Annotated in this window: 21 protein-coding genes; 10 read left to right on the top strand and 11 right to left on the bottom strand. The window is 66.2% G+C overall.

Features of this window, described 5'->3' with window-relative positions:
• Positions 1-10: 10 nt before the first annotated feature.
• Positions 11-1,270 (top strand): hypothetical protein, encoded by a 1,260-nt coding sequence (locus AXW84_RS19205; RefSeq protein ID WP_068237022.1) that lies wholly within the window; start codon positions 11-13, stop codon positions 1,268-1,270.
• A gap of 53 nt (positions 1,271-1,323) precedes the next feature.
• Here the strand turns inward: AXW84_RS19205 and AXW84_RS26600 are convergent, their stop codons facing one another.
• The 5 genes from AXW84_RS26600 to AXW84_RS19180 all read right to left on the bottom strand — a co-directional run bounded on the left by AXW84_RS26600 (position 1,324) and on the right by AXW84_RS19180 (position 6,767).
• Complete coding sequence (locus AXW84_RS26600; RefSeq protein WP_082773711.1) at positions 1,324-2,022, bottom strand: IS630 family transposase; 699 nt, start codon at positions 2,020-2,022, stop codon at positions 1,324-1,326.
• Positions 2,019-2,381 carry a helix-turn-helix domain-containing protein gene (locus tag AXW84_RS26595; protein WP_442905548.1) on the bottom strand — a complete coding sequence of 121 codons (363 nt, stop codon included), beginning with the start codon at positions 2,379-2,381 and terminating at the stop codon, positions 2,019-2,021. The genes AXW84_RS26600 and AXW84_RS26595 overlap by 4 nt, the downstream gene beginning before the upstream one ends.
• A 199-nt stretch (positions 2,382-2,580) precedes the next feature.
• Positions 2,581-3,489, bottom strand: a complete 909-nt coding sequence (locus AXW84_RS19190; RefSeq protein WP_236943172.1) for a 1-aminocyclopropane-1-carboxylate deaminase/D-cysteine desulfhydrase — start codon at positions 3,487-3,489, stop codon at positions 2,581-2,583.
• Between the two features lie 165 nt (positions 3,490-3,654).
• Positions 3,655-6,288: a hypothetical protein gene (locus AXW84_RS19185; RefSeq protein ID WP_068237018.1), complete on the bottom strand. Its 2,634-nt coding sequence runs from the start codon at positions 6,286-6,288 to the stop codon at positions 3,655-3,657.
• Between the two features lie 62 nt (positions 6,289-6,350).
• Entirely contained in the window at positions 6,351-6,767 is a 417-nt protein-coding gene (locus AXW84_RS19180; RefSeq protein WP_068237016.1) for a winged helix-turn-helix transcriptional regulator, read from the bottom strand.
• A 99-nt stretch (positions 6,768-6,866) separates the two neighbouring features.
• Here AXW84_RS19180 and AXW84_RS19175 point away from each other — a divergent pair, with 99 nt between their 5' ends.
• The 4 genes from AXW84_RS19175 (at position 6,867) to AXW84_RS19160 (ending at position 10,287) form a co-directional block, all read left to right on the top strand.
• Positions 6,867-7,733 (top strand): SDR family oxidoreductase, encoded by an 867-nt coding sequence (locus AXW84_RS19175; RefSeq protein ID WP_068237014.1) that lies wholly within the window; start codon positions 6,867-6,869, stop codon positions 7,731-7,733.
• A gap of 211 nt (positions 7,734-7,944) precedes the next feature.
• Positions 7,945-9,003, top strand: a complete 1,059-nt coding sequence (locus AXW84_RS19170; RefSeq protein ID WP_236943171.1) for a glycosyltransferase family 2 protein — start codon at positions 7,945-7,947, stop codon at positions 9,001-9,003.
• An 83-nt stretch (positions 9,004-9,086) separates the two neighbouring features.
• Positions 9,087-9,371, top strand: coding sequence for a TIGR03643 family protein (locus AXW84_RS19165; RefSeq protein WP_068237011.1), 285 nt, complete (start codon positions 9,087-9,089; stop codon positions 9,369-9,371).
• Positions 9,372-9,486: 115 nt separating this feature from the next.
• Positions 9,487-10,287: a carbohydrate deacetylase gene (locus tag AXW84_RS19160; RefSeq protein ID WP_068237006.1), complete on the top strand. Its 801-nt coding sequence runs from the start codon at positions 9,487-9,489 to the stop codon at positions 10,285-10,287.
• 93 nt (positions 10,288-10,380) lie between these two features.
• On the opposite strand, the gene AXW84_RS19155 is transcribed toward AXW84_RS19160, so the two are convergent.
• Positions 10,381-12,030, bottom strand: coding sequence for an FAD-dependent oxidoreductase (locus AXW84_RS19155; protein ID WP_068236999.1), 1,650 nt, complete (start codon positions 12,028-12,030; stop codon positions 10,381-10,383).
• 200 nt (positions 12,031-12,230) lie between these two features.
• The gene (locus AXW84_RS19150) at positions 12,231-13,625 is read right to left on the bottom strand and encodes a sensor histidine kinase (protein WP_068236996.1); all 1,395 of its coding nucleotides are present in this window, start codon (positions 13,623-13,625) and stop codon (positions 12,231-12,233) included.
• A gap of 217 nt (positions 13,626-13,842) precedes the next feature.
• Here AXW84_RS19150 and AXW84_RS19145 point away from each other — a divergent pair, with 217 nt between their 5' ends.
• Entirely contained in the window at positions 13,843-14,598 is a 756-nt protein-coding gene (locus AXW84_RS19145; protein ID WP_068236993.1) for a hypothetical protein, read from the top strand.
• A gap of 49 nt (positions 14,599-14,647) precedes the next feature.
• Here the strand turns inward: AXW84_RS19145 and AXW84_RS19140 are convergent, their stop codons facing one another.
• The 3 genes from AXW84_RS19140 to AXW84_RS19130 form a co-directional block, all read right to left on the bottom strand.
• Entirely contained in the window at positions 14,648-15,529 is an 882-nt protein-coding gene (locus tag AXW84_RS19140; protein ID WP_068236992.1) for a lysylphosphatidylglycerol synthase transmembrane domain-containing protein, read from the bottom strand.
• Positions 15,530-15,622: 93 nt separating this feature from the next.
• Positions 15,623-17,287 carry an ArnT family glycosyltransferase gene (locus tag AXW84_RS19135; protein ID WP_068236991.1) on the bottom strand — a complete coding sequence of 555 codons (1,665 nt, stop codon included), beginning with the start codon at positions 17,285-17,287 and terminating at the stop codon, positions 15,623-15,625.
• 198 nt (positions 17,288-17,485) lie between these two features.
• Positions 17,486-18,415 (bottom strand): hydrogen peroxide-inducible genes activator, encoded by a 930-nt coding sequence (locus AXW84_RS19130; RefSeq protein ID WP_068236988.1) that lies wholly within the window; start codon positions 18,413-18,415, stop codon positions 17,486-17,488.
• A gap of 457 nt (positions 18,416-18,872) precedes the next feature.
• Here AXW84_RS19130 and AXW84_RS19125 point away from each other — a divergent pair, with 457 nt between their 5' ends.
• A complete protein-coding gene (locus AXW84_RS19125; RefSeq protein WP_068236985.1) occupies positions 18,873-19,622 on the top strand; it encodes a DUF5602 domain-containing protein in 750 nt (249 codons plus the stop codon).
• A 199-nt stretch (positions 19,623-19,821) separates the two neighbouring features.
• Here the strand turns inward: AXW84_RS19125 and AXW84_RS19120 are convergent, their stop codons facing one another.
• A complete protein-coding gene (locus tag AXW84_RS19120; RefSeq protein WP_082773997.1) occupies positions 19,822-20,538 on the bottom strand; it encodes a M16 family metallopeptidase in 717 nt (238 codons plus the stop codon).
• A gap of 274 nt (positions 20,539-20,812) precedes the next feature.
• On the opposite strand from AXW84_RS19120, the gene AXW84_RS19115 reads away from it, so the two are divergent.
• From AXW84_RS19115 to AXW84_RS19105, 3 genes are all read left to right on the top strand, one after another.
• On the top strand, positions 20,813-23,437 hold the full coding sequence (locus AXW84_RS19115) for a bifunctional UDP-N-acetylmuramoyl-tripeptide:D-alanyl-D-alanine ligase/alanine racemase (RefSeq protein WP_236943170.1): 2,625 nt from the start codon (positions 20,813-20,815) through the stop codon (positions 23,435-23,437).
• Between the two features lie 54 nt (positions 23,438-23,491).
• The gene (locus AXW84_RS19110; protein WP_068236978.1) at positions 23,492-24,142 is read left to right on the top strand and encodes an OmpA family protein; all 651 of its coding nucleotides are present in this window, start codon (positions 23,492-23,494) and stop codon (positions 24,140-24,142) included.
• Positions 24,143-24,361: 219 nt separating this feature from the next.
• Positions 24,362-25,756 (top strand): alpha/beta hydrolase family protein, encoded by a 1,395-nt coding sequence (locus tag AXW84_RS19105; protein WP_068236976.1) that lies wholly within the window; start codon positions 24,362-24,364, stop codon positions 25,754-25,756.
• Positions 25,757-25,999 lie beyond the last annotated feature (243 nt).

Here is a 25,999-nt window from a genome sequence, read left to right as displayed (position 1 = left end):
GCTTTGGCCGATGTCTTCTTTCGTGCGCGCTTTACGCCGTGTCTTTGCCGCCGCCGCTCGCCGCTGGGGGCCCCACCACCGCTTGCTGCTGGTGGGTGCGTGGCTGCTGGTGCAAGCGGCGTTTTTGGCGCGGTTCCACGGCCCGCACTTTGCCAGCGACAGCGCCCTCTACCTCGAATACGCGGCCAACGTGGCGGCCCACGGGCACTACCAGCCCAGCGCCACGGTGCCCGGCGCCACGGCGCAGCAGGAGGGCGATAATAACAATTTCGAGTACGAACACAGCCAGCGCTACATTCTCTACCCGTGGTTTCAAAGCGTGTGGCTGCGGCTGCGCACCGGGCGCTGGGGCATTGTGCTGGCGCAAATGGCGCTCTCGGGGCTGGCGGACAGCGCGCTGTACGGGGCCGTGCGGCGGCTGGCCGGTGGGCGGCGCGGCGCGGCGGCCCTGGCCACCGGCTTGTTTGTGGTGTGGCCGGATGTGCAGCAATTCAACAGCTACCTGCTCACCGAGTCGTTGTTCATTAGCCTTTCGGTGCTCTCGTTTTGGGCCCTGGTGCGGCTGCGGGGCCGCGGCGGCCGGCCGGCGGGGGCCCTGCTGCTGCTGCTGCTGCTGGGGCTAACAGCCCTGGCGCGGCCCAACGGCTTTGTGGTGGCGGGCGCAGCGGTGCTGGCGGGCTTGGCCGTGCTGCACGCCCAGCGGCGGGCCTGGTTCTGGGCTGCGCTGGGCGGCGGCGTGCTCGTGGCCCCCCTGCTGCTGCGTGCGCTCGACCATCAGTTGGTGACGTACTTCCTGGTAGAAACTTACCAGCGCGGCGAGCTGATGTACGGTTCGGCGGCCTGGGCCCTGCACCCGGCAGCTCCGCTGCACCTGCCGCCGCCCGGCACGGGCCAGCTGGCGCGGGTGGGCTACTTCGCGGCTCACAATCCGGGCTTCCTGGCGCGGCTCATGGCGGGCAAGGTATTCGTGTTTTTTAGCAGCATCAAGCCCTATTATTCGCTGGCCCACCGCCTGGCGAGCGTGCTGCTACTGTGGCCGCTGTATGCCCTGGCCGTGCGCGGGGCTCGGTGGCAAGCCGTGTGGGCCCCGGCGCGGGTTTTTCTAGTTGGGGTGCCGCTGCTGCAAGCAGCTGTGGTTTCGCTCACCGTGGACGACTACGACGTGCGCTTCCTGGCGCCGGTGCTGCCGTTCGTATTCGCCCTGGCCGCGCTGGGCGTGTGGAAAAGCTGGGGAAATGTGGATAAGTTGAATGGGAAAATGGGTGAATGAAGGAATGGGTGAATGGAAGAATGGCTGTGCTGGATGAATTTCTGGCCTAGTGCCTAGTCAGGGGAATTATTTGCACAAACCTTTTGATAATGGCGGGAGAGTTTCTGTCGGGCCTTGTCAAGCGAAAATTGCCAGTTGACGGTTGCTCGCCGGGCATTGCGCTCCGCCACGCAGGCGTCGACGTGCGCGCGCAGTTCGTCTTGGGTGGGAATGCGCTGGTGCAGGCACTGGCGGGCAATGGCCGATAGTTCGAGTTCGACCATGTTAAGCCAGGAGGCATTTTTGGGTGTGTAGTGGACCTCGAAGCGGGCGGCTAGGGCGCGGGCCTGGGCGGCGGGCAGATGCTGGTAGAAGACGGCATCGGTGTGGGTGTTGAGGTTGTCCTGGACTAGCACGATTTTCTGGGCCTGGGGGTAAGCAGCGTCCAGCGCTTGCATAAAGCGGCAATAGTCGGCCCCGGTGCGGCGGGCCGACACCTCGACCAGGCGCTGCCCCGTGCCCGGCTCGAAGGCCGCCAGTAGGCAGGCCGTACCCTGACGCACATACGTGCTGCTTTCGCGCCGGGGACGGCCGACTTTGGCGGGTCGCTCGCCCACTGCGGGCTGGGCCGGCACAGGCGGCAGCGGTTCGACGGGCTGGCCGTGCAGCACGCAAGGGCGTTCATCGAAACAGACCACCGGAAACTGCGGGTCGTGGACCCGCTCATAGACGGCCAGTACGTCTTCCATACGGGCCAGGAAGGCGGCGTTCATTTCGCCCAGGCACCAGTGTTGCTGGCGGTGGGGCTGTAGCTCGTTTTTTTGAGCACCTGGCTCACGGTTTCGTGCGAAATGGTGTCCACCAGGCACGATTCTACGGCTTTGTCGGCCAGCAGGCGCAGGGTCCAGCGACTGTGCCCTATCGGAGCCGGGGTGCAGGCCAGGGCCGTGAGCGCGGCGCGGGCCGCCCCGTCAAAGCGCCGCGGACCGCCGCTGCGCGGGGCCTCGCCGAGCGCCGTGGCCAGCCCCTGCTCGACGTAGCGGCGGCGCACCTGATATACCGTCTGCACGCAGCAACCCAACTCAGCCCCGACAGGGTAGCCGCTCACCCCATCAGCCAGCCGCAACAGCATCCGCCCGCGTTGGACTGTGCGCCCGGCGTGCCGGCCTTTGCGCGTTAAGCTTTCAATAGTCAGGCGATCAGCCGATGACAGGATAAATGGTGTGAGTGGTCTTCCCATTCAACGGCAACGACCTGCCTCTCTTTTTGTTCGAAAAACTCCCCTGACTAAGCACTAGCGCCTACTCCTACTCATTCCTTTATTTACCCGTTCACCCGCTGCCGAAGCGCGCGTGCCACCCGGCCCAGCCCTGCAAGCCGCCGGTGTGCACCGCTACTACCGTGCTGCCGGGCGCGAAGTATCCTTGTCCGATCAAATCCAGCACCCCAAACAACAGCTTGCCGGTGTAAATGGGGTCGAGCAGCACACCGTGCCGGTCCTCAAACTGCCGGATAAAGGCCAGCAAATCCGCCGAGTATTTGGCGTAGCCGCCGAAATGGTAGTTCGTGGCCAGTGCGTAATTGGCGAAAACCTGCCCGGTAGCCGCACGCGTCAGCGCGTCGATGTCGTCTTTTAAGAAACCACCATTTTTCAGGGCGGTCACGCCCACGGCCGTTTCGGGGCCCCGCAAGCCGGTGAGCAAGCCGGCCAGGGTGCCGCCCGTGCCCACCGCCACGGCCAGCGCAGCGAAACCTATCTGCTGGCGAATTTCAGCCGCTAGTTCGGCCATCCCTTTCAAGGCCAACGCATTGGTGCCGCCCTCGGGCAGCAGGTAGGCGGGGCCGAATTGGGCTTGCATTTCGGCTAGGAAATCGGGCTCGGCTCGGCGGCGGTAGGTGCTACGGTCGAGGTAGCGCAGGGCCATGCCGTCGGCGGCGCAGCGGGCCAGGGTGGGGTTGGGGGCCCCGGCGGCCTCGCCCCGCACCAGGCCCGTGGTGCCGAAGCCGTGCAGCCGCCCGGCCGCCGCCACCGCCGCCAAATGGTTAGAATAGGCCCCGCCAAACGTGAGCAGCTGGCCGTGGCCCAAGCGCCGTGCCTCCAGCAAGTTATACTTGAGCTTACGGGCCTTGTTGCCGGGCAAATCGGGGCTCACCAGGTCGTCGCGCCAGAGCAGTAGGCGCACGCCGCGGGCGGTGGCCACGGGCTCGGGCAGGTCCTGGAGGAAGGGGCTAATTAACAATTGGCTAAGTCTATTGTCAATTCAATCAACCTATTGATTACTAGAAATGAAAAGGCCGTCATGCTGAGCGCAGCCGAAGCATCTCTCCCGCTTACTATATCAACTGATTAGTGCTGCGGGAGAGATGCTTCGGCTGCGCTCAGCATGACCGCCTTTTTGATTCAACTATACCGCGTCTTCCGGCTTGCGCTTAGCTACGTAGGCGCCGGTGCCCAGCAGCACCAGCACGAGGCCGATGCTGGATACCAGCGACACGGTGTTGCCGGTGGCGTATTCTTTGGGCTCGAATTTGAAGTCGATTTTGTGGGCCCCGGCGGGCACGTGCATGGCGCGCAGCACAAAATCGGCGCGGAAATACGGGGCCGGCTGGCCGTCGAGGTAGGCGTTCCAGCCGTCGGCGTAGTATACTTCCGAGAATACCACGGTGCCCGGCTGGGTGGCGTTGTAGCCGTAGCTCAACGCGTCGGGGGCGTAGGTGGTGAGGGTGATGGTAGCCGTGGTGTCGGCGTAGGTGGCGGCCTGCACGGCCGGGAATTTCACGTTGTCGACCACCGCCGTTTGGCCGGGGTTGAGGGTGGCGAGGGCGGCCATTTCGGCGTCGGGCGTGGCCACGGTTTTCACCGCGCGCACAAACCAGGCGTTGCCCAGGGCCCCGGGGTTGCGGATGACGGGCTGCTTCTCGTTGCCCGTCAGGTAGTAGCGGGTGTTCAGCATGTTGAGCACCGGCGTGCGTCGGAAGTCGCCCCCGTTTTGGCTAAACAGCGCCTGCATCTCGGGCGAAATCTCGCGCTCCACCAAATCCTGGTAGCGGCGCAGCTTGGCCCCGTGGTAGCCGCCGATGCTCTTGTGGAAGTACGAAGTTTGGGCCTCGTTGAACGGGTTTTGGATGTTCAATACCCGGTAGCTCAGGTCTTTGTCTTGCAGCACGGCTTGGTCGGCCGCGCTGGGTTCAAAGCTCTGGGCAATGCTGGTGGGCTGGAAGTTCTTCTCGCCCAAGTAGCGCTTGTCCACGCTCCACAGATCCACCAATACCAGCAGGGCCACCAGCGCCGCGGCCGAGCCCGCGCCCAGCTTGCCCTTCAGGTAGAAGTACAGCGTGCCCAGCGCCAGGCCCACAAACAGCAGCCCGCGCCACACGTCGTTGCGCAGCAGCTCGGCGCGGTCGGCGCGCAGGGCCCCGATGAGCGCGGCCGGAAAGCCACCCGGGTTCTGGGGCCCCTGCATGAGGCTGGCGTCCACGGGCGCGGCAAAATCGAAGCTGAAGCTGGCCAGCCAGGCCAGCGCCAGCACCCCGGCCGTCACGGCCCCGGCGTAGAGCAGCTGGCGCAGGCGCGCCTGGGTTTCGGGCGCGCCAGGCAACGCCGCCGGGGCCCCTGCCGCCGCGCGGGCCGCCTTGGCCAGGGCCGGGTGCATGGGCGCCGCCGGGGCCCCCAGGGGGCTAACGGGCACCGCCGCCGCGCGCGGCCGCAGGATGCGCGCCAGGGCCAGCGCCGCCAGCAGCGGCATGGCCAGCTGCGCCATCACCAGGCCCATGCTCACGGCACGAAAGCTGCGGTAGCCGGGCAAGTAGTGGAAAATAAGGCTGTTAACTGATTCGAAGTTTTTGCCCCAGGCCAGCACGAACGAGACTAGCGTGCCGGCCAGCAGCCAGTAGCGGGTGCGCTTGTCCACCACGAACAGGCCCAGCACGAACAGGAAGCACACCACCACGCCGATGTACACGGGGCCCGCCACGTAGGCCTGGTCGCCCCAGTAGGTCGGCATTTGGGAGGCGGCCTGCGGGTCGGCGCCCAGCGTGCTCAATTCGCGGGCGGTGTTCGAGTCGGGGCCCAGGGCCATGCTGCTGCTGCCGCCGTAGAAGTTGGGCACGAGCAGCGTCATGGTTTCGCCCACGCCGTAGCTGTAGGCAAAGGCGTAGTCCTCATCCTGTTGGGCAGCGCTGGCAGCCGGGGCCTGGCCGGGCGCGGCGGGCAAGGTCTTCAGCTCCGACGGGGCCCGGTTGCTGAATTTGCTGTACTCATACGTGGTGTAGAGGCGGCCAAAACTGACGCCCACCGCCAGCAGGGCCCCCACGGCCAGCAGCGCCACCCGCTGCCCAAAGGCCGGCAGGCGCCCGGCGCGGGCGGCCGCCACCAGCTCCACAATCCCGTAAATAACCACCAGCAGCCCAACGTAATAAGTAATTTGGGGGTGGTTGGCGCGCAGGTTCAGCGTGAGGCCCACGGCGAAGAGCGCGGCCCCCAGCCACTTGTCGCGCCGGAACGTGACGAGCAGCCCGCCCAGCACCAGCGGCGCGTAGGCCAGGGCAAACGACTTGGTGTTGTGGCCGGCCAGCAAAATGGCCAGGTTGTAGCTCGAAAAGCCCAGCGCCACCGCGCCCGCCACCGCCACCAGCGGCGGCAGCCCCAGCGCCACGCCCAGCACGTAGCCGCAGAGCAGCGCCAAAAACAGGTTCGACACCGCCGAGGGCAGGCCCAGCGTCAGGGCCTTCTGCAAGTACACCGATAAATCGCCGGGGAAGTGCACCGAAATCAGGTAGGTGGGCATGCCCGAAAACATGGAGTTCGTCCACAGCGGCTCGTGGCCGCCGTGGGTGGCGGCCCAGTTGCGCACCTCCTGGGCCCCGCCCTGGAACTGGGCAATGTCGTGCTGGGCCAACGACTTGCCGTCGAACACGATGGGCGCAAAGTAGGCGCAGGCCAGCACGATAAAGAACAGCACCGCCAGCAGGTGCGGCAGCGCCCGCTGCCACAGCGGCGCGGTACGGGCAAGGGAAGCAGAAGAAACAGCAGCGGCCATCGGGGCGGGGTAGGGGATAGGAAACCGGGCCCGAAGGTAAGGTTTGCGAACCAGGGCCGGCACTAGCCGGCAAACGCTTGGCGCGCCTGGGCAATGGCGGGCGCGTGCGCCGTGGCCCAGTTGCCCAACGCAATGACGGCGCCCAGCAGGCTCTGGCCCAGCGCCGTGAGGCGGTACTCCACGCGGGGCGGCACCTCGGCGTAGGCCGTGCGCGTCACCAGGCCGTCGGCTTCGAGCGAGCGGAGCGTGACGGTGAGCATGCGCTGGGAAATTCCGTCAATTTGCTTGCGCAACTCGTTGAAACGCACGGCTTCCGCGCTGCCCAAGTGCAGGATGGCGAGCAACGACCACTTGTCGCCGACGCGGTCCAGCACGTCGCGCACGGGGCAAAGCCGGGGGCCCCGCTTCGAAACGGTCAAAATATTTTGAATCGCCGCCGCTACGCTAGCGGCCTGGGGGTCAACAACGGTTACGTCCATGTGCCTGGGGAAGCTTAAAGTGCCTTCTTGCGAGGCGTAAAAAGGGCCAATACCTTTGGGTTACCAAAAGTAACCTTTAACCTTTTAACCGCCAAACGTATGATTGCCATTACCGGCGCCACGGGCCAGCTCGGCCGCGCCACCCTCCAAGCCCTGCTGCCCCAGGTAGGGGCCCCCAACCTCGTCGCCGTGGTGCGCGACCCCCAAAAAGCCCAGGACCTCCGCCCGCTCGGCGTGCAGGTGCGCCCGGGCGATTACGACGACCCCGCCGCGTTGGCGGCGGCGTTCCAAGGCATCGACACGGTGCTGCTGGTATCGACCAGCGAGTTTGACTACGCCACGCGGGTGCAGCAGCACCGCAACGCCATCGACGCCGCGAAGCAGGCCGGCGTGCGGCACGTGGTGTACACCAGCATCTTCCGGCCGTCGGCCGCGTCGCACTTCGGCTCCAATCGGAGCCACGCCGCCACGGAAGCGTACCTGCTGGCCTCGGGCCTGACGTACACGCTGCTGCGCAACACCCTGTACCTGGACCTGGTGCCGATGTTCGTGGGCGAAGGCGCACTGGCCAGCGGCAAAATCTACTTTGCGGCCGGTGCGGGCCGGGTGAGCTTCGCCCTGCGCGAAGAAATTGCCCAGGCCACCGCTCACGTGCTGGCCACCCAAGGCCACGACAACAAAGCCTACGACATTGCGCCCGCGCCGCCCTGTTCCTTCCACGGCATTGCCGCGGTGCTCGGCGAGGTAACGGGCCAGGCGGTGACGTACGTGCCCATCGCGGGCGAAGACCTGGCCGCCGGCATGCGCCAGCACCAAGTGCCCGGGCCCGTGGTGGCGATGATGGGCGAGCTGGCCAGCGCCATCGCGGCCAACGAATTTGACGCCAGCAGCCCCGACTTCGAACAACTCCTGGGCCGCAAGCCCACGGACCTGAAAACTTACTTAACCGCTGTTTACGGTAAGTAAACAAACGACAGCCGCGCCTGAAAATGCCCGGGGCCCCCGCCGTAGCGCTGGAGTTCCGGGCATTTTTTAGGGCCCCGGGCGCGGCGGGCGCCGGGGCCCCCAGCGCCGTTTGGCTTCCCGCCGCGGCGCAAAGGCCGTTCCAGTTGGGCCCCAGCGGAGAGCCCGGGGCCCCGGCCGTACCTTCGCCGTCCGTTTTTTGCCGCCGCTGCCCATGCCCACTACCTTCCCGATGGCCCCCGCCACCCCGCCGCCCTTCGACGCCGACGAGCTGATTTCCGTCGTCGTGCCGCTCTACAACGAGGCGCAGAGCGTGCGCACCCTGGCCGGCCAAATCGTGGAGGTGATGGAAACCCACGGCTTCCGCTACGAATTAATCCTGGTGAACGACGGCAGCGCCGACCAAACCTGGGGCCACATCAGCGCCCTGGCCGCGGCCAACCCGCACATCATCGGCCTCGACCTGGCCGGCAACTACGGCCAAACGCTGGGCCTGCGCGCCGGCTTCGAGCAGGCCCAGGGCAGCATCGTGGTGGCCATGGACGGCGACTTGCAGCACGACCCGGCCTACCTGCCCGAGTTCGTGCGCCTCATCCGCGCGGGCTACGATATGGTGGGCGGCGCCAAGAGCAAGCGCCCCGAAGGCTTCCTCAAAACGCTGATTTCCAACGGGGCCCACAACATCATCAGCCGCCTGTCGGGTGTGAAGCTGGAGTACTTCGGGGCCACTTACAAGGCCTACCGCCGCTACCTGCTCACCAACGTGGAGATGCTCGGCGACGCCCACCGCTTCCTGGGGGCCCTGGTGGCGCGCAAGGGCGTGCGATACATCGAGTTTCCCATCGAAATCCGGGCCCGCGAGTTCGGCACCAGCAACTACGGCCTCAACAAAGTCTTTAAAGTCATCGTCGACTTGCTGATTTTGCGCTTCACCGTGGTCTACGCCCGCAAGCCGTTCCGGCTGTTCGGCGTGCTCGGCATCCTGAGCCTGCTCATCGGCGGGGCCCTCACCTCGGGCTTCCTGGTGGCGGCCGTGTTTTTCGGGCTGAACATCTCGGCGCGCTTCCCGATGGAGTTCATCTTCAGCCTGTTCCTCATCATGGGCGGTATCTTTCTGCTGAGCTTCGGGGTGCTGGCCGAAATTGGTACTTACACCTACTTCGCCCGCCGCAACCGCCGGCCCTACGTGCTGCGGCACCTGGCGCACCACGCCGCTGGGGCCCCCGCGGCCGCTCCGGTGCCCATGCCCGCGGCGGCCGCGGCAATTAAATAGGGCCCCGGGCCGCGCCGGCCGCAACCTATCCGGCGCGGCTCCGCTTAAAGGAGCGGCGCGCCACTCCCGCGGCCCCACCCCACATGGAAATTCCCACCCTCACCGCTGAAGACACCAACCGCGTAATCGAAATGGCCTGGGAAGACCGCACGCCGTTCGAGGCCATCCTGGCGCAATTCGGCCTGTCCGAGCAAGCCGTTATTGAGTTGATGCGCCGCGAGTTAAAGGCGGCCTCGTGGCGCCGGTGGCGGGCCCGGGTGCAGGGCCGCCCCACCAAGCACCGCGCCAAGAGCGCCGTCGACGACGCCCGCTTCAAGTCGCAGGCCCAGCGCAGCATCACGTTCAACAAAATCGCCAAGCGGCCCTGATTTTTCTTTGCATCGGAGCGGTTTGGGTTAATAAAAACGGTCATGCGCGGACACTAGATGAGCATGACGGCCTAAAAACATCCTTCAGCTAACTCAAACCGCTCCATTTCCCTCAATGCGCCGGCTCATCATCAACTGCGACGACTACGGCTGGGACGCGCCCGCCACCGCCGCTATCCAGGAGCTGGCCGCGCAGCGCCGCATCAGCAGCACCACCGTGATGGCCAACCTGGCCACCGACGCCGACCTGCGCGCCCTGGGGCCCTTGCAAGCGCACATCTCCACCGGCCTGCACCTCAACCTGATAGACGGCGCGCCGCTGAGCCGCGCCTCCGCCGTGCGCACGCTGTTGGGCCCCGACGGGCAGTTTTTTAAGGGCCAGCAGCTGCTGGCGCGCTTCCTCAGCGGCCGCGTGCGGGTGGGCGAGTTGGAAACCGAGGTGGTGGCCCAACTGGCCCGCCTGGCGCGGTTCGACGTCCCCGTTTCGCACGCCGACAGCCACCAGCACCAGCACCTGTATCCGGCGCTGGGGCCCGTGCTCACCGGCATCTTGCGGCGGCACGGCATCCGTCGCCTGCGCCGCTGGAGCAGCCAGCCCGGCTACGCCCTGCGTGGCCAGCTGCTCAACGCCTTCGGTGTGGCCTCGCGCTACGGCCTGCGCGGGTTTCAATCGCCCAACGCGCTAGTGGCCGACTTCTCGGCCGCCCAGGATGCCACGCTGCCGATCTTCGCCCAGGGCCTGGCGCGGGCCTTCCGCCGGGGCCCCCTGGTGGAGTTCATGACCCACCCAGGCCTCACGAACCGCGAAACCTCGTACCTCAACCGCGTGGCCGAGTACGAATTCTGGCGCGACGCCGCGTGGCCCGAATACCTGAGGGAGAACGAGATACAGCTGGTGCGCTACGACGAGTTGTAGCGTGGACTCTGCGCGTCCGCGCGTCTCGCTTCGTCCTATTGTTAGCCGTGTAGCTGCGTTTCGCCGCGCGGACGCGCAGAGTCCACGCTACACTTACTCGTCCAAGTACTGGTGCACGAACTTGATGGCCGTGGAGCCGTCGCCGACGGCGGCGGCCACGCGGGCCATGGCCCCGGCGCGGCCGTCGCCGGCGGCAAACACGCCGGGCACGCAGGTTTCGAGGGCGAAGGGCTCGCGCTGGCGTTTCCAGCTGGTGGCGTAGCGCGGGTCGGCCACCAGGTCGCGGCCGGTGAGGACGTAGCCCTTGGCGTCGCAAATGACCGTGCCGCACACCCACTCCGTACTGGGCTTGGCCCCGATGAACACGAACAGGGCCCGGGCGGGCCGCTCCTCGGTTTGCTCGCCCACTTGCAACACCACGGCTTCGAGGTGGCCGTCGCCGCGCACCTCTTTCACCTGGGCAAAAGGCAGGATTTCGATGTTCTCGGTGCCCGCAATCTGCTCGATCAGGTAGGCCGACATGCTGCTGGCCAACGACTTACCGCGGATGACGATGAACACCCGGCGGGCGTAGGTGGCCAGGTACATGGCCGCCTGCCCGGCCGAGTTGCCGCCGCCCACGATGTACACATCCTGCTGGTCGCAGGAGCGGGCCTCGGTGCGGGCGGCCCCGTAGTACACGCCCGCGCCGCTGAGCGCGTCGATGCCCGGCACCTCCAGCTTGCGGTAGCTGACGCCGGTGGTGAGCACCACGGCCCGGGTGCGCACCTCGCTCCCATTGCTGAGGGTGAGGACTTTGTAGCCGTCCTGCACGCACAGGTTGGTCACTTCCTCGGCCAGGAACTCGGCACCCAGGCGCACGGCCTGCGTCCAGGCGCGGTGGGCCAGCTCGGTACCGCTGAGGCCCGTGGGGAAGCCCAGGTAATTCTCGATGCGCGAGCTGGTGCCGGCCTGCCCACCGGGCGCTTCGCGCTCAATCAGCAGCGTTTTCAGGCCTTCCGAAGCGCCGTACACGGCCGCGCCCAGCCCCGAGGGCCCCGCGCCAATCACCACCACGTCGTACAAATCGCCCGAGGGCTGGGTGAGCAGGCCCAGGTACTGCGTGAGGTCGGCGCGGGTGGGGCGGGCCACGGCGTGGCCGTCGGCGTACACCACCACGGGCAAGTCGGCGGCCTCGAACTCGGTGCTTTCGAGCAGCTTGGCCGCGGTGGGGTTGGTCTCGAAATCGAGCCATTCGAAGGGCACCATGTAGCCGGCCAGGGCGCTCTTGACGGCGTGCGACAGCGGCGACCATTGAAACCCAATCAGCCGCAGGCCCTGAAACGCGGGCTTGTGCTGGGCCTGCCAGGCGGCCAGCAAGTCGTGCAGCGTGGGGTAGAGCAGCTCCTGGGGCGGGTCCCAGGGCTTGAGCAAATAATAGTCGATGCGGGCCCCGTTGATGGCCCGGATGGCGGCCTCGGTGTCGGCGTAGGCCGTGAGCAGCACGCGCTTGGCGTCCGGAAACAGGGCCCGGGATTTTTCCAGCAGCTCCACGCCTTCCATGCCGGGCATGCGCTGGTCGGCCAGCAGCAGGGCCAGGGGCTCGGCGCGGGTTTGCAGCTCGCGCAAAATTTCCAGGGCCCCGGCGCCCGAGTCGGCCCGCAGTACGCGGTAGTCGCGGCGGAACTCGGCGCGCAGGTCGCGCTCAACGGCGTTGAGGACCTGCAAGTCGTCGTCGACGGCTAGGATAACGGGTTTTTTCATCAGGAGGCAAGTTATTTATTATCAGTTGGTAATGCGTAGTAAGAACAACTGATTTAGAACGTCATGCTCATCTGTCGTCCGCGTAGTGAAGCATCTCAACCGCAGCAGGAATCAATTGAATTAGTTAGTGGGAGAGATGCTTCGGCTGCGCGGACGACAGATGAGCATGACGGCCTAATTCTCTTCTGCCCTTCCTGCCCTCACGCCACCGGCAGCCAGGCGCAAAACTCCGTGCCCTGGGGCCCCGAGGTGACTTCGAGCCGGCCGCCGTGGTTTTGCACGATGCGCTGGGCAATGTCGAGCCCGAGGCCGGTGCCCTCGCCGGCTTCCTTGGTGGTGTAGAAGGGTTCGAAGATGTGGGGCAGCACATCGGCCGCAATGCCGGGCCCGTCGTCGGCCACGCACACCTGTACGAATCCAGGGGCCAGGCGGGTACGCAAGGTAAGGCCGCCGCCGGGGGGTAGCGCGTCCACGGCGTTGTCGATGAGGTTGGTCCACACCTGGTTGAGGCTGCTGACCTGGCCGCGCACGAGCGGCAAATCGGCCGCGTAGTCGCGGGTAAGCCGGATGTTTTTGGCCCGCAGCTGGTGCCCAAAAATGTTGAGCGTGCTCTCGAGCCCGGCCGCCGCGTCGAGGGGTGCGAAGTCGCCGCCGCGGTCCATGTGCGAGTACGTTTTCACGTTGTCCACCAGCGTGCTGATGCGGCTGCTGGCTTCCTGCACATCGCGCAGCAGCCCCTGGGTGCTGAGCTGCCCTTCGAGCCAGGCGAAGGCGGCGGGGCGGGCGGCGGGCGGCAGCAGCGCGGCCACTTCTTCGAGGGCGGGGCGGGCCAGGCCGGCGGCCAGCAGGCCCCCGGCCAGCGCCGAGCCGTCGGGCACGGCCTGGGTTTCGAGCCAGTCGGCCAGCTCGTCTTCCGCATCGGCCCGGTCCAGGGCCGAAGCCGTGGGGGCCCCCGCTGCGGCGGGCTGCGGGTGGGCCAGCAGCGTGAGGGCGTGCAGGGCCTCGGGGGCGGGGCAGTGGCTGGCTAGGGCCGAGAGCAGCGCGGGTTGGATCCCCAGCCGGGCCCCCAGCGTAGCGGCGGCCCGGCTGATGGCGGCGGCGGGGTTGTTGAGCTCGTGGGCCAGGCCGGCGGAGAGCTTGCCCAGCGCCCGCAGCTTCTCGTCGCGCTCCTGGCCGCGGGTTTGCTCGCGCACCCGGTCGCTCATCAGGCCCACTAGGCGCTGGATCAGCTCGGGGCTGGTGCGCTCCAGCTCGGGGAATAAGTCGCGGTGCAGCAGCAAGATGTGGGTCTCGCCCACGGCCACGCCCCGGCCGCCGATGGTGCGCAGCCGCGAGTAGGGCAGTACCCCGCTCACCTGCCCCGCCTCGATGCGGAACACCGGCTCCGCACGGCCGTTGCGCTCGGCATAAAACTGGAGGCCGCCCGCTAGGATGGCCATCATGTACTGGGCCGCGTCGCCGGCTTGCACCACGGTTTCGTCGGGGCCGTAGCGGCGGTCTTCGCCGTGGGCCAGCAGCCAGGCCAGGGTATCGTCGGGCAGCCCGGCAAAGGCCGTGACGGTGGATAAATCGGCGGCGGTGAGGGGAGCGGGCATGGGCGGGGAAGAGAATGGGCCGGCGGGACAACAAATTTCGGCCGGTTTCGGCCGGTAAGGTGCGCTGGCATGCATTTGCCCCGGCTATATACTGCGCAGCCACTGTATATTGCGGGGCCACTGCGCGCTTGGTTTTACTGCTTATTATCAACCCAATATGCAAATTTCTCCCAGGTTGTTGCTGCTTTTCGCTGGGGTGCTCGGTTTGCTTTCTCTGATGAGCCAGAAGGCTGCGCCGCTGCCCGCGGAAAGCGCGGCGTTTGGCCGCGCTGCGCTGGCTGGCACCGCGTTGCGCCCGGCCGAAAAGCTAGGGCAGTACACGAAATACAACTTTGGGCCCCTGCTGCTGCAAGCCTCGGCCACGGTGGTCGTGGGCTTCATCGGGCCCGATTACCAGCGCCTGCGGGTCAAGGTGTTAACCGTGGACAAGTCGGGGGCCGACCCCGCGCTGTACCAAATCACGGGCAAAACGGAGGTGGCCGGCCTGGTGCGGGCCTTTCGCGGCACGCTGCGCTTGCAGCAGGTGCGCGAAGCCACGCCGGTCAAGCAGCTTTATGCGTCCGAGGAAGGCCCCTTGCCCGACATGGCCGTGGCCGGCGTCGCCGTGGGCCGCTACGAGTTGACCGAAAGCCCGGCCCAGGACCACACCGGCATCTTCCGCGGCGTGGCCGTTATGCGTTGGTACCTTGACCACCGGCACCGCCTGCACTACGACGACATCAACAAAATGTCGGACAGTTTTTGCAACAACCAGTTTGCCGGCAGCTGGACGAGCTACGCCACCAAAAAGACGCAGCGCTGCAACTGGGGCGACTACCGCATCCCCAACGCCGGCGATTTTGACACGGGCGCGGGTGAACTCAGCCCCGCCGAAAAGTATCTGACCAACGGCTGGCAGGACTACGCCGCCGGCCAAAACCTATCGGTTAACAGCGCGGCCCGGCGGCGGGAGGAGCGGACGTGGTGGAAATGATTGGCGCGCAGTTCGCGTGAGCCAGCCCGACGGCCGGGGCCCCGGCCCGCTAAGGCGCAGTTGCCTCTGCTCCCTTGAAGCTGAACACCGCCCCGGGCAACGCCACCGCCGCCGTGATGAGGTAGAACGTGAGGCTGACCGTGACCGACACGGCCGCGTCGAGGTGCAGCACCTGGGCCCCCAGCACGAAGGTGACCTCCCGGGCCCCGATGCCGCCCACCGTGAGCGGCAGCACCGCCACCACCGACGATACGAGGAAGACCACCAGGTAATCAATAACTTGACTGCTGGTGCCGGTGCCCGCCAGGATGGCCCACGCGCACAGCACCTGGGCCCCCTGCACGCCCAGGCCCAGCCACCCCGCCCGCCCGAACAGCGGCTGGAACTCGGGGAAAAACCGGCCGCTGCCCCAGTAGCTGGCCGCCACGCCCACCGGCACGCCGGCCAGCACCAGCCCCCGCCAGGGCAGTGGCACGGCCGGCACGAAGGCCAGTAGCACGCCCACCAGCACGCCCAGGGCCAGCACCCCGCTTACCCGGTCGAGCAGCAGGGCCCGCACCAGGGCCGTGGTTTTGCCGGGGAAGCGCTGGCGCAGCAAGTACACCTTGTAGCCGTCGCCGCCGATGCCGCCGGGCAAAAACAGGTTGTAGTACATCCCCAGCCAGTACAGGCGCAGGTTTTCGTCCTCCGACAGCGGCACGCCAATGGCCCGGAAAAAGTAGTTCAGCCGCCGCGCCGACAGCCACTTCGACAGCGTGAACAGGCCCGCCGCCAGCGCCAGCCACCCCGGCTGCGCCGTGGCCAGCACCCGCCGCACATCCCGCACGCTAATGCGCTGGAAAACAAAGTAAAATGCCCCTACCACAAACGCCAGCTTGGCTCCCAGAATGAGGGCCTGGCGCAGCTTCGGGCGGTGGGAGAGAAGGGGCATTGAGAATGAATTTTACTATTGGCACTGTTTGGTTAGGCCGTCATGCTTCGACTGCGCTCAGCATGACGGCCTTGGGCACCAAGCACCAAAATATTAGCGGTGGTAAGTCGGGTCCAGGTAGTCGGCGGGGGGGCAGTTCTGGGGGCCCTGGCCGGGGGCGGGCTCCGGGTTGTCGAACTTGACGAGGTTGAGGTGGATGCGGCGGTCAATCACAAAGTCGAAAAACCGGCGGTAGCGGCGGCCTTCGAGGTAGCAATCCTCGGCCAGGTAGTAGGCCCCCAGGTCGGTGGGGGCGGGCAGGGCGCGGGTGATGGCGCCCCGCTCGCGGGTGATGTAGAAGGCCTCGTCGTTGTCGAGGCGCGAGTCTTTGTACACGTACAGCGGCTGGCCCTTAGTCAGTTGGCCCACCCGGATGCTGGCGGCCCGGTAGGGCACGATGTCGTTGGTTTTGTAGCGCGCCGGCAGCACAAACCAGTTGAAGCCCACCCGCAGGCACAGCAGGTAGGCGCACAGCACCACCAACCGCTGCGCCGGCAGCGTGTGGTAGAGGTAGGCCAGCCCCACCAGGGCCCCAAACACCAGCGCCGTTTTGGGTAGCAAATGCGGCACGTCGGCGATGCGGGCCAGGAACGGCGGCGCGAGCAGCGCCAGGGCCACCACCGACAGCACCAGCAGCAGCACGCCGTCGACCACCCGGTTTTGCCAGGGGCCCTGGGCCTGGTAGTGGTCGTAGAAGTAGATCATCACCGTGATGAGCAGGGGGATGAGCGGAAACAGGTAGCGCGGAATGGTGGCCGGCGAGAGCCAGAAAATGGGCGTCAGGGCCAGGAAGATGACGGCGTTGAACTTCAGAAACGGGTGGGCCTGAATGGTTTGCCACCAGCCCCGCCGCACCAGGCACACCACCAGCAGCGTCCAGGGCGCAAACCAGCCCAGGAAATCGAACGGGTAGGTGAGCACGTGCACCACGGACTTGTACAGCGGCTGCTCGGCCACCGTGCGCTGGCTCGACTGGTCCCAGAGGGTGTAGAAGTAGTCGTGCAGCGAGTTGTAGCGGCTGTACACCAAAAAGTAGCTGCCCACGATGGCCACAAACACCCCGATGCCCAGGAAGTGGGCCCCTGAAAACAGCCGCTTGAAGTTCTTTGAGTACGTGCAAAACACCAGCAGCGTGATGCCCTGAAACGCCACCGACGGCAGCCCCTTCAGCATGAAGCCCACCGCCGTAAGGGCGTAAGTGAGCACGAACAGCCGCCGCCACTGCCCCTTCTCGGCAAAGTAAAACACGGCCGCGAAGCCCAGGTAGGTTATCCAGGCGTGCAGCGTGTCGATGAGGCCCTGGAAGGCGTCGTAGAACAGCATCCGCCCGCAGGTGATGAACGCAAACGCCGCCACAAACCCCAGCCGGGGCCCCAAGTACCGCCGCACCACCCCGAACAGCGTGGCCGCGTAGCCCAGCAGCGACAGCACCGTGGGCAGCCGCACCACCAGCTCCGACTGGCTCCCGGTGAGGTTGAACAGCCCCAGCAGCAGCCAGTTATACAGCGGCGGCTTGTTGTAATAGTACACGCCTTGCAGCGTCGATACGAAATAGTTGCCCGAGTCCTTCAGCTCCAATGCCACCAGGGCCCTAATCGGCTCGTCCACTTGCAGCGGCAGCAGCCCCAGGTGAATGAACAGCGCCGGGCCCAGCGCCAGCAGGCACAGCACCATCAGCGCCCACGGGCGCTGCTGAAACCACAGGGTAAACGACGACATGCGGGCAAAGGGACGGTAAACCACAAAACTACGGCCCCAAACCGGCTGTAGCGTGGACGCTGCGAGTCCGCGCGGTTGAACAGGAATGGCGCGGCTGTAGCGCGGACTTTGTAGTCCGCGGCGCTCGCTTCGTCCTACCGGTCATTGTTCAGCGACCGTTCAGCCGTGCGGACTCGCAGCGTCCGCGCTATGAATGCGCTAGCGCCAGCGCACTTTGGCGCCCGACTGGCCGGCCCATAGGCGCTCGGGCACACTTTCCAGAATGAGCTGGCGCAGGGCCGTGAGCAGGGGCACGCGCACGAAGCCGTGGTGCACCACCAGGCTCACCTCGCGCACGGGCTGGGGGTCGACGAAGCGCTTTACCAGCGGGTTCGTGTCCAACTCGTCGAGCACGGCCAGCTCGGGCACCAGCGTGTAGCCCTGGTGGCGGCGCACCAGCTCCATCAGCGTTTCGATGGAGCCGCTCTCGTAGGTCACGTGGGCGTTGGGGTCGGTGGTGGCGGCGCACAGGTTCAGCACCTGGTGGCGGAAGCAGTGGCCCTGCTGCATCAGCCACATGCCGGGGGCCTTGAGGTCGGCGGCCTCGATCTGGGCCTTGCCGGCCAGCGGGTGGTTGGCCGAAACGTAGGTCAGGAACGGTTCCTCCAGCACGGGCAGCTCGCGCAGCTGGCGGTCGTCGAGGGGCGTCACGAGCAGGCCCACGTCAAGGCGGTGGTCCTTGAGCTGCACCATGATTTCCTCCGAGCGCAGCTCTTCCACCCGCACTTGCAACTGCGGGTAGGCCGTGGTGAGGCCCACCAAAAAGCGCGGCACCAGGTACGGGGCCAGCGTGGGGATGACGCCCAGCCGCAGCTCGCCCACCATCTCGCCCTTCTCTACCTGCACCAGCTCGCGCAGCTGCTGGGCCTCGCGCAGCACCTGCCGGGCCTGGGCTATCACCTTCACGCCCACCGCCGTGGGCTCGGCGCCCTTCTTGTTGCGGTCGAACAGCAGCACGCCTAGCTCGTCCTCCAGCTTCTGCACCTGCACGCTGAGGGCGGGCTGGGTCACGAAGCTTTTTTCGGCCGCCAGCCCAAAGCTGCGGTGCGTATCGAGGGCCACGAGGTAGGTGAGCTGCTGAAGATTCATGCCCCAAATATAACGGTTGGTTATATAATTATTTTAAAAGGCAGATTTGATTATGATAGCTGCTGGCGGGTTCCCAGTTCCGCCGCGGCTTGCCGGCAGTGCGGAACGCCCCGGTTTGCGGCTTGCTAATACTCCGGCTCGGTAATAGCTGCCGCGGCCAGCGCGGTTCTGGGGCCCTGAAACCGCGCATTGCCAGCCGTTTGGGCCCCGAGGTGGTGGCGGGCAACACCAGCGTTGTTGTGCCGTGCTAGCGCGGCGTCGTGCCGGCAAAGCAAGGAAGCAGCCAGGCCAACCCGCCGGTGGGCCCAGCTTGGGCCGGTTTAAGGTGCGAGGAATAAATAATTGGCCAATGACGGAAATTTATATAATATATATTATATTTATAATATAAGCCTGGCGCGCTGGCGACGTTCGGTGTCGCGCCGGGGCCTTTCATTCACATTTGCCACCCTCTGCTATGAAAAACCTGTGGTTGTGCGTCAGCCTTGCCCTATTGCTCGGCGCGTGCGCGAAAGACGATGCTAACCAGCCCAGCACCCAAACGGCCCCCGCCGTGGCCATCGGCAACGGCAAGGCCAACACCTGGGTCAACCTCGACGGCCAGGGCAACCCCACGGCCATGGGCTTCACGCTCAGCAAGGGGGCCCTCGACCAGCTGCCCGCCACCCTGCCGGGCACGGACTTCATGCTGGCGCTGCCCGACGCCGCCACCCAAAAAACCCCGTTTCGGCACGTCATGATTAACTGGAATCCGCTGGGCCACGAGCCGGCCGGCATCTACGACGTGCCCCACTTCGACTTTCACTTCTACATGATGCCGATGGCCGAAGTGATGCAGATTCCGCCCTACGCCGTGAATCCGACCGGTTTCGACAAGGTGCCGGCCGCCGCCTACCTGCCCACCGGCTACGTGAAAAACCCCGGCGGCGTGCCCGCCATGGGGGCCCACTGGACCGACGTGAGCAGCCCGGAGCTGCACGGGCAGCCGTTTACCGAAACCTTTATTTATGGTAGCTATAACAGCCACGTCACCTTCTGGGAGCCCATGGTAGCCCTGAGCTACCTGCGCACCAACCCCACGCTGGAGCAGGACATCAAGCAGCCGGCGCAGTACGAAACACCCGGCTACTACCCCACCCACTTCAGCATTCTGGCCAAGGCCGACGGCAGCTACGACGTGTCGCTCAGCAACTTCGTGAAGCGGTAGGCCCCGGCTGGGGCCCCAGAAAACCTGTCGGCGTTGTCATTCCGACGAAGGAGGAATCTGGGTAAAACCAGTTGAGGTTAGTCCTCAGATTCCTCCTTCGGCGGAATGACAGCGCCCTGTTTGGACAGGCGCTAAAAGCGAAGAAGCCGTGCCGACGACTCGGCACGGCTTCTTCGCTTTTAGCGTGGACGCTACCTGATTACAGCGGCTTCTTCAGCGAGTCCTGAAACTTCTTTATTTGCGGGGCCACCACTTTCTGGTCGCCCACCACCACGATGGTCATGGCCTCGGGGCGGATGTACTGGCGGGCCGTGGCGCTCACCTGCGCGGGCGTCACGGCGTTGATGTTTTTCACCTGCTCGGTGAGGAACGAGTCGGGCAGGCCCTGCAAGTCCAGGTTGTTCAGCTGGCTGATGATGCCGCCGGGGTTGGAGTTGCGCAGCACAAACATGCCACTTTCGTAGTTCTGGATGCCCTTCAACTCGTCGGCCGAGGGCGGCGTTTTCTGAAGCCGCTCGATTTCGTTCACGATTTCGTGCAGCGAATTGTAGGTGTCCTTGGTCGTCACGTCGGCGCTTTCGCTCCAGTCGCCGGTGTGGTAGTGGGTGCCCACCGAGCTGTAGGGCGAGTACGTGTAGCCCTTGTCCTCGCGGATGTTGCGGGTGATGCGCGAGCCAAACGAGCCGCCGAGCAGCGAGTTCGTCACCCGCAGCCCGTTGGGCAGGGTGTAGTACTCCACCGGAATCTGAAAGGCGGGTCCGGCCGGGGCGGGCGCGGGTGCGGCGGCCGTGGCCGTAGCAGCGGCTGGGGCCGGGGCCGTCGTCACGACGGCGGCGGTTTTGGGGCTGCACGCGCCCAGGGCCAGGGCCCCCAGGGCGCAGCGCACGCCCCGGCGCAACAAGTCAGTATGTTTCATTCAGCAGAAAAGGAGGGTGAAAGATAAATGAATCTAGGTAACGCAATATTAAGAGGATTCTTGCCCCAGAATGTAGCGTGGACGCTGCGAGTCCGCGACGAGCGCAGCGAGTGTGCTAATAGCCCGGTCAATCAGCCCGGTCAATCGTCATACTCGCTGCGCTCGTCGCGGACTCGCAGCGTCCACGCTACACCAAGCGCCGCGAGTATCGCCCTGCTCGGTCAATCGTTACACGCGTCCACGCTACATCGGGCGGGGCCCCGACCTTTGCCCCGTGCTACCTCCCTTGCTCTTCGCTGATTTGCCGGCCCTGCTGGGCGGCCACCTGCTCCAGGCCCCCACTGGGCCGGCCGCCGTGCGCCACCTAGTGCTGGACAGCCGCCGCGCCGGGCCGCCCACCGGGGCCCTGTTCATCGCCCTGCGGGGCCCCAGCCACGACGGCCACCGCTACCTGCCGCAGGCCTACGCCCAGGGTGTGCGCCTGTTCGTGGTGGAGCAAGGCGCCGCGCTGCCCGGTGGCCTGGCGGCGTACCCGGGGGCGGGGTTTGTGGCCGTGGCCAGCCCGCTGGGGGCCCTGCAAGCGCTGGCCGCCGCGCACCGCCAGCAGTTTGCGGGCCCCGTGTGGGCCATCACGGGCTCGAACGGCAAGACTATCGTGAAGGAGTGGCTGGCCCAGCTGCTGGGGCCCGATGAGGTCATTTGCCGCTCGCCGCGCTCCTACAACTCGCAGGTGGGCGTGCCGCTGAGCGTGTGGGAGTTGAGCCCCGAGCGCCACACGCTGGGCCTGTTCGAAGCCGGCATTTCGGAGGTGGGCGAGATGGCGAAACTGGCCGCCGTCATCCAGCCCACCGAAGGCATCTTCACCACCCTCGGCACGGCCCACGACGCCGGCTTTGCCTCCGAAGCCGAGAAGCTGCGCGAGAAGCTGCGGCTGTTCGAGGGGCCCCAGTTCCGGCGCCTCTACTACTGCGCCGACCAGGGCCCCGTGCGCGACGCCGTGGCCGCGCTGGCCCTGCCCGGCTTCGGCTGGACGCGCCACGACGCGCCCGGCGCGGCCCTGCGTTTCCGGGTGGCGCCGGCTGAGGCGGGCCGCACCGCCGTGAAGGCCCGCGCCGGCGCGCTGGGGCCCCGGGCCGACTTCGTGTTGCCCTTCGCCGATGAGCCCTCCGTTGAAAACGCCCTGCACTGCTTGGCCGTGCTGCTGGCCCGCGGCGTGGCCCCAGCCGAAATCCAGCGCCGCCTGGCCCGCCTCCAGCCCGTGGCCATGCGCCTCGAAATGAAGCAGGGCCGCCACGACAGCTACCTGCTCGACGATACCTATAATAACGACCTCGCCGGCCTGGCCCTGGCCCTGGCCGCGCTGGGCCGCCAGGCCCGCCCCGGCCGCCGCACCCTCATCCTCAGCGACGTGCTCGAATCGGGCCTGACGGGCCCCGCGCTCTACGCCCGCGTGGGGGCCCTGCTGCCCGCCCACGGCGTGACGCGCTTGGTGGGCATCGGCCCGGAAATTTCGGCGGAGTTAGCGGAATTAAAAATTAAAAATGATGAATTAAAAATGCCTTCAAAGGCACCAGTTGCAATCAGCGAAGTTTTTAACCCAAATCAACTTTCAATTTTTAATTCTGAATCTTTAATTCAAACCTACCCCAGCACCGAGGCCTTCCTGGCCCAGCTCAACCCGGCCGATTTTGCCCACGAAACCATTTTGGTGAAGGGCGCGCGCCGTTTTGGGTTCGAGCGCATCGTGGCGGCGTTGCAGGCGCAGCAGCACGGCACGGTGCTCGAAGTGAACCTCGACGCGCTGGGCCACAACCTCCAGCACTTCCGCCAGCAGCTGCGGCCGGGCACCAAGTTGATGGTGATGGTCAAGGCCTTCGCCTACGGCGCGGGCTCGTACGAAGTGGCCGGCCTGCTTGAGTTCCAGCGGGCCGACTACCTGGCCGTGGCTTACGCCGACGAGGGCGTGGCCCTGCGCGAGGCCGGCATCGGGCTGCCCATCATGGTGATGAACCCGGCCCCCGACGCCTTCGAGCTGCTGCGCCGCCACCGCCTGGAGCCGGAAATCTATTCCTTCGAAATCCTGGAGGCGTACCTGGCCGCCTTCGCGGCCCCGGCGGGCGGCCCGCGGCCCGCGGCCCACTTCCCGCTCCCCCACATCCACCTCAAGCTCGACACGGGCATGCGCCGCCTGGGCTTTGAGGAGGCCGACGTGCCGGCGCTGGGGGCCCTGCTGCGCCAGCACCGGGCCCGCCTGCCCGTGGCCGGCGTCATGACGCACCTGGCCGCGGCCGACGACCCCGCCCACGACGACTTCACCCGCCAGCAGCTGGCCGCGTTCGGCCGCATGGCAGGGGCCCTGGAGGAAGCCCTGGGCCGCCCCGTGCTGAAGCACGCGCTGAACTCGGCCGGCATCCGGCGCTTCCCCGAGGCGCAGCTCGACATGGTGCGGCTGGGCATCGGGCTCTACGGCGTCGATGCCAGTGGGCTGGATGCCACTGCCCTGCGCCCGGTGAGCACGCTGCGCACCACCATCTCGCAAATTAAAACCCTGCCCGCCGGCGCCACCGTGGGCTACGGCCGCCGGGGCGCGGCCGGGGCCCTGGACCGCCGCATCGCCACACTGGCCATCGGCTATGCCGACGGCTACGACCGGCGCTTCGGCAACGGGGCGGGCGCGGTGCTGGTGCACGGCCAGCCGGCCCCGCTGGTGGGCTCGGTGTGCATGGACATGTGCATGGTAGACGTAACGGATATCCCCGAAGCCCGGGCCGGCGACGTGGCCGTGGTGTTTGGCGCGGGGCTGCCGCTGCCGGCGCTGGCGGCCCGCATCGGCACCATCGCCTACGAGCTGCTCACCAACGTGAGCGAGCGGGTGAAACGGGTATTTGTAACGGAATAAGCCAACGCCGGGGCCCCCGGCTGCGTATGGCAACATTCATTTACTGAAATTACCATGTACAAGCCCTTCCTCTCCCTTGTAGCCGCCACCGTATTGCTCGCCGGCTGCGAAACCAAAAAATCTGAAACCAAAGAAACCTTGGGCGACGCCAGCGCCGACACGGCCGTGATGGCCCGCGACGGCAAAACCGCGGGCGATGTGGCTGCCAACGCCGGCGACGCTGCCAAAGGGGCCGTGGCCTCCGCCGGCGCGGCCATCAGCAACGCCTGGACGGTGACCAAGGACAAGCTCAAAGACGTGAAGTTCACGGAGGTGAACCTGCCCGGCGTCACGGTGCGCGGCGACAGCGACTACAACGTGTACAGCGTAGACGAAGCCGTACTCTTCGACACCGACAAGGCTACCGTTAAGCCCAGCGCTGCCAAGGCCCTAGCGCAAATCACAGGTTCCATCGGCCAGCGCTTCGCCAAAAGTGAGGTGCGCGTGATGGGCTTCGCTGATTCGCGCGGCGACAAGGACTACAACAAGGACCTGAGCGAGAAGCGTGCCGAGGCCGTAAAAAACTACCTCGTCACGACCGGTAAAATCGATGCCGGCCGCGTGAGCGTGGAGCCCATGGGTGAAGCCCAGCCCGTGGCCAGCAACGCCACAGCCGCCGGCCGCAAGGAGAACCGCCGCGTCGAAATCGCCGTGCGCACCCGCTAGGTCTACCGGTTAAAATGCAAAGCCGGGCCCCGGGTCCGCCAAGTTTTTGCCGTGATGGGCAGGACTTGGTGGCCCCGGGGCCCGATTTTGTGCTTTAGTAAATTGGTTAAGTACCAGCGTCTAACTATTCTTACATTAATAGTTTCGAAAATCCGCCCGCAGTTGTTATTTTGCAGAATGTTTACTCGCAGAATACAATTTAAGCGCGCTCGATTTGCAGTGTGGGGCCTGCTGCTGTTGGCCCGTCCGGCCAGTGCCCAGGGACCCACGCCCCCGACCGGGGCCCTGGATCAGCCACCTGCTGCGCCTCTCGACGGCTTCTGGAAAGGCCCTCTAAAAGTGCCCGGCGGCTCACTGGAAGTCGTTTTTCGCTTTCTCAAGCTTACCAGCGGCGATTACTTTGGTACGCTCGACGTGCCCTTGCAAAAGGTAAGCCATTTGGAGGTGCAGGTAACGCAAAGCCACGACACGGTGCAATTCTATGCCCCGGCGGCGGGCAGCCGCTTTGTGGGCGTGCTGGCGGCCAAAGGCCAGCAGCTGGTGGGCACCTGGCAGCAGCCCGGCTTTAAGGTGGCGATGACGCTGGCCCGCTCGGCCGCGCCGGTGGCGACGGCCGCGTCCACGCGCCTCACCCCGCCCTACCGCGAAGAAAACGTAGCGTTTGGCGGCGGCGCCGCGGCGCCGCGGCTGGCCGGTACCTTCACGGTGCCGGCGGGTCCGGGGCCCTTCCCGGCCGTGGTGCTGGTGAGCGATGCCGGCGTACAGGACCGCAACGGGGCCGTGGACGGGTACGCCCCGCTGGGCCAGCTGGCTGACTACCTCACCCGGCGCGGGGTGGCCGTGCTGCGCTTCGACGACCGCGGCGTGGGCCAGGCCGGGGCCCCCGCGCCCGAGCCCACCGCCGCCGAGCTGGTGAGCGACGCACAGGCCGGCCTAAGTTTCCTGCGTAACCGGCCCGAGGCCGACTCGTCCCGGCTCGGCCTTATCGGCCACGGCGAGGGCGGCAACGTGGCGCTGTTGGCGGCGGCCCAGCCGCTGCCGCCCGATTTTGTGGTGGCGCTGGCGGCCGCCGGGCTGCCCGGCCGCGAGCTGGTGCTCCAGCAGCAGAGCACCACGCTGCGGCAGCTCGGCACTGATAATGCGGAGCTGGCCGCCATCGCCAAGCGCCAGCAAGCCGTGTTCGACGTCATTGGCCGCACGCCCGACAACGACCTGGCCCGGATGATGGTGACTAACCTGCTGCGCCACAGCAACAGCCCCACCGACGCGGCCACTGCCCAGCGCCGCGCCGCCGAAATGACCACCGCCCGCTACCGCTACTTCCTTGAGTTCGACCCAGTTGCCAACCTCAAATTTGTGGCTTGCCCCGTGCTGCTGCTCAACGGCACGGCCGACGGCTTCGTGAGCGCCGACGCCAACCTAGCGGCCTTGGAAAAAGGCCTTAAAGCCAACAAATTGCTCATGGTAAAGAAGTTGCCCGGGGTCAACCACCTCTTTCAGCCCGAGCCTGGGCAGTGGCCTGTGGTGGCTGGGCAGCCCAAGCCCACGTTTTCGCCCCTGGCCGAAGAAACCATCCGCGCCTGGATTACCGAGCGCGGCCCCGCCAAGAAGTAGGGCCCCAAAGGCATCGAAAAAGCCCCCGGCAACATGCGTTGCCGGGGGCTTTCTTTTGGTGGTTGGCCAGCGCTGGCCAGGTATAAAGCGTAGGCTTCTTCCTGAATTAAGAAAAGGCAAAAAAACCGTCATGCTGAACGCAGTGAAGCATCTTTCCCGCTGAGTAATTCAATCGGGCAACGACGCAGTAAAGATGCTTCACTGCGTTCAGCATGACCGTTCTATAGTTTTACCTGTCCAAGA

Source organism: Hymenobacter sp. PAMC 26628 (assembly GCF_001562275.1).
Lineage (GTDB): Bacteria > Bacteroidota > Bacteroidia > Cytophagales > Hymenobacteraceae > Hymenobacter.
Note: the sequence above shows the minus strand (reverse complement) of the source record. Positions and strands in the feature narration are given on the sequence as shown.

Coding starts and splice junctions, on each gene's coding strand:
- AXW84_RS19205 (WP_068237022.1), top strand. CDS start 11: ATGTCTTCTTTCGTGCGCGCTTTACGCCGTGTCTTTGCCGCCGCCGCT.
- AXW84_RS26600 (WP_082773711.1), bottom strand. CDS start 2,022: ATGAACGCCGCCTTCCTGGCCCGTATGGAAGACGTACTGGCCGTCTAT.
- AXW84_RS26595 (WP_442905548.1), bottom strand. CDS start 2,381: ATGCTGTTGCGGCTGGCTGATGGGGTGAGCGGCTACCCTGTCGGGGCT.
- AXW84_RS19185 (WP_068237018.1), bottom strand. CDS start 6,288: ATGGCCGCTGCTGTTTCTTCTGCTTCCCTTGCCCGTACCGCGCCGCTG.
- AXW84_RS19180 (WP_068237016.1), bottom strand. CDS start 6,767: ATGGACGTAACCGTTGTTGACCCCCAGGCCGCTAGCGTAGCGGCGGCG.
- AXW84_RS19175 (WP_068237014.1), top strand. CDS start 6,867: ATGATTGCCATTACCGGCGCCACGGGCCAGCTCGGCCGCGCCACCCTC.
- AXW84_RS19170 (WP_236943171.1), top strand. CDS start 7,945: ATGCCCACTACCTTCCCGATGGCCCCCGCCACCCCGCCGCCCTTCGAC.
- AXW84_RS19165 (WP_068237011.1), top strand. CDS start 9,087: ATGGAAATTCCCACCCTCACCGCTGAAGACACCAACCGCGTAATCGAA.
- AXW84_RS19160 (WP_068237006.1), top strand. CDS start 9,487: ATGCGCCGGCTCATCATCAACTGCGACGACTACGGCTGGGACGCGCCC.
- AXW84_RS19155 (WP_068236999.1), bottom strand. CDS start 12,030: ATGAAAAAACCCGTTATCCTAGCCGTCGACGACGACTTGCAGGTCCTC.
- AXW84_RS19150 (WP_068236996.1), bottom strand. CDS start 13,625: ATGCCCGCTCCCCTCACCGCCGCCGATTTATCCACCGTCACGGCCTTT.
- AXW84_RS19145 (WP_068236993.1), top strand. CDS start 13,843: ATGAGCCAGAAGGCTGCGCCGCTGCCCGCGGAAAGCGCGGCGTTTGGC.
- AXW84_RS19140 (WP_068236992.1), bottom strand. CDS start 15,529: ATGCCCCTTCTCTCCCACCGCCCGAAGCTGCGCCAGGCCCTCATTCTG.
- AXW84_RS19135 (WP_068236991.1), bottom strand. CDS start 17,287: ATGTCGTCGTTTACCCTGTGGTTTCAGCAGCGCCCGTGGGCGCTGATG.
- AXW84_RS19130 (WP_068236988.1), bottom strand. CDS start 18,415: ATGAATCTTCAGCAGCTCACCTACCTCGTGGCCCTCGATACGCACCGC.
- AXW84_RS19125 (WP_068236985.1), top strand. CDS start 18,873: ATGAAAAACCTGTGGTTGTGCGTCAGCCTTGCCCTATTGCTCGGCGCG.
- AXW84_RS19120 (WP_082773997.1), bottom strand. CDS start 20,538: ATGAAACATACTGACTTGTTGCGCCGGGGCGTGCGCTGCGCCCTGGGG.
- AXW84_RS19110 (WP_068236978.1), top strand. CDS start 23,492: ATGTACAAGCCCTTCCTCTCCCTTGTAGCCGCCACCGTATTGCTCGCC.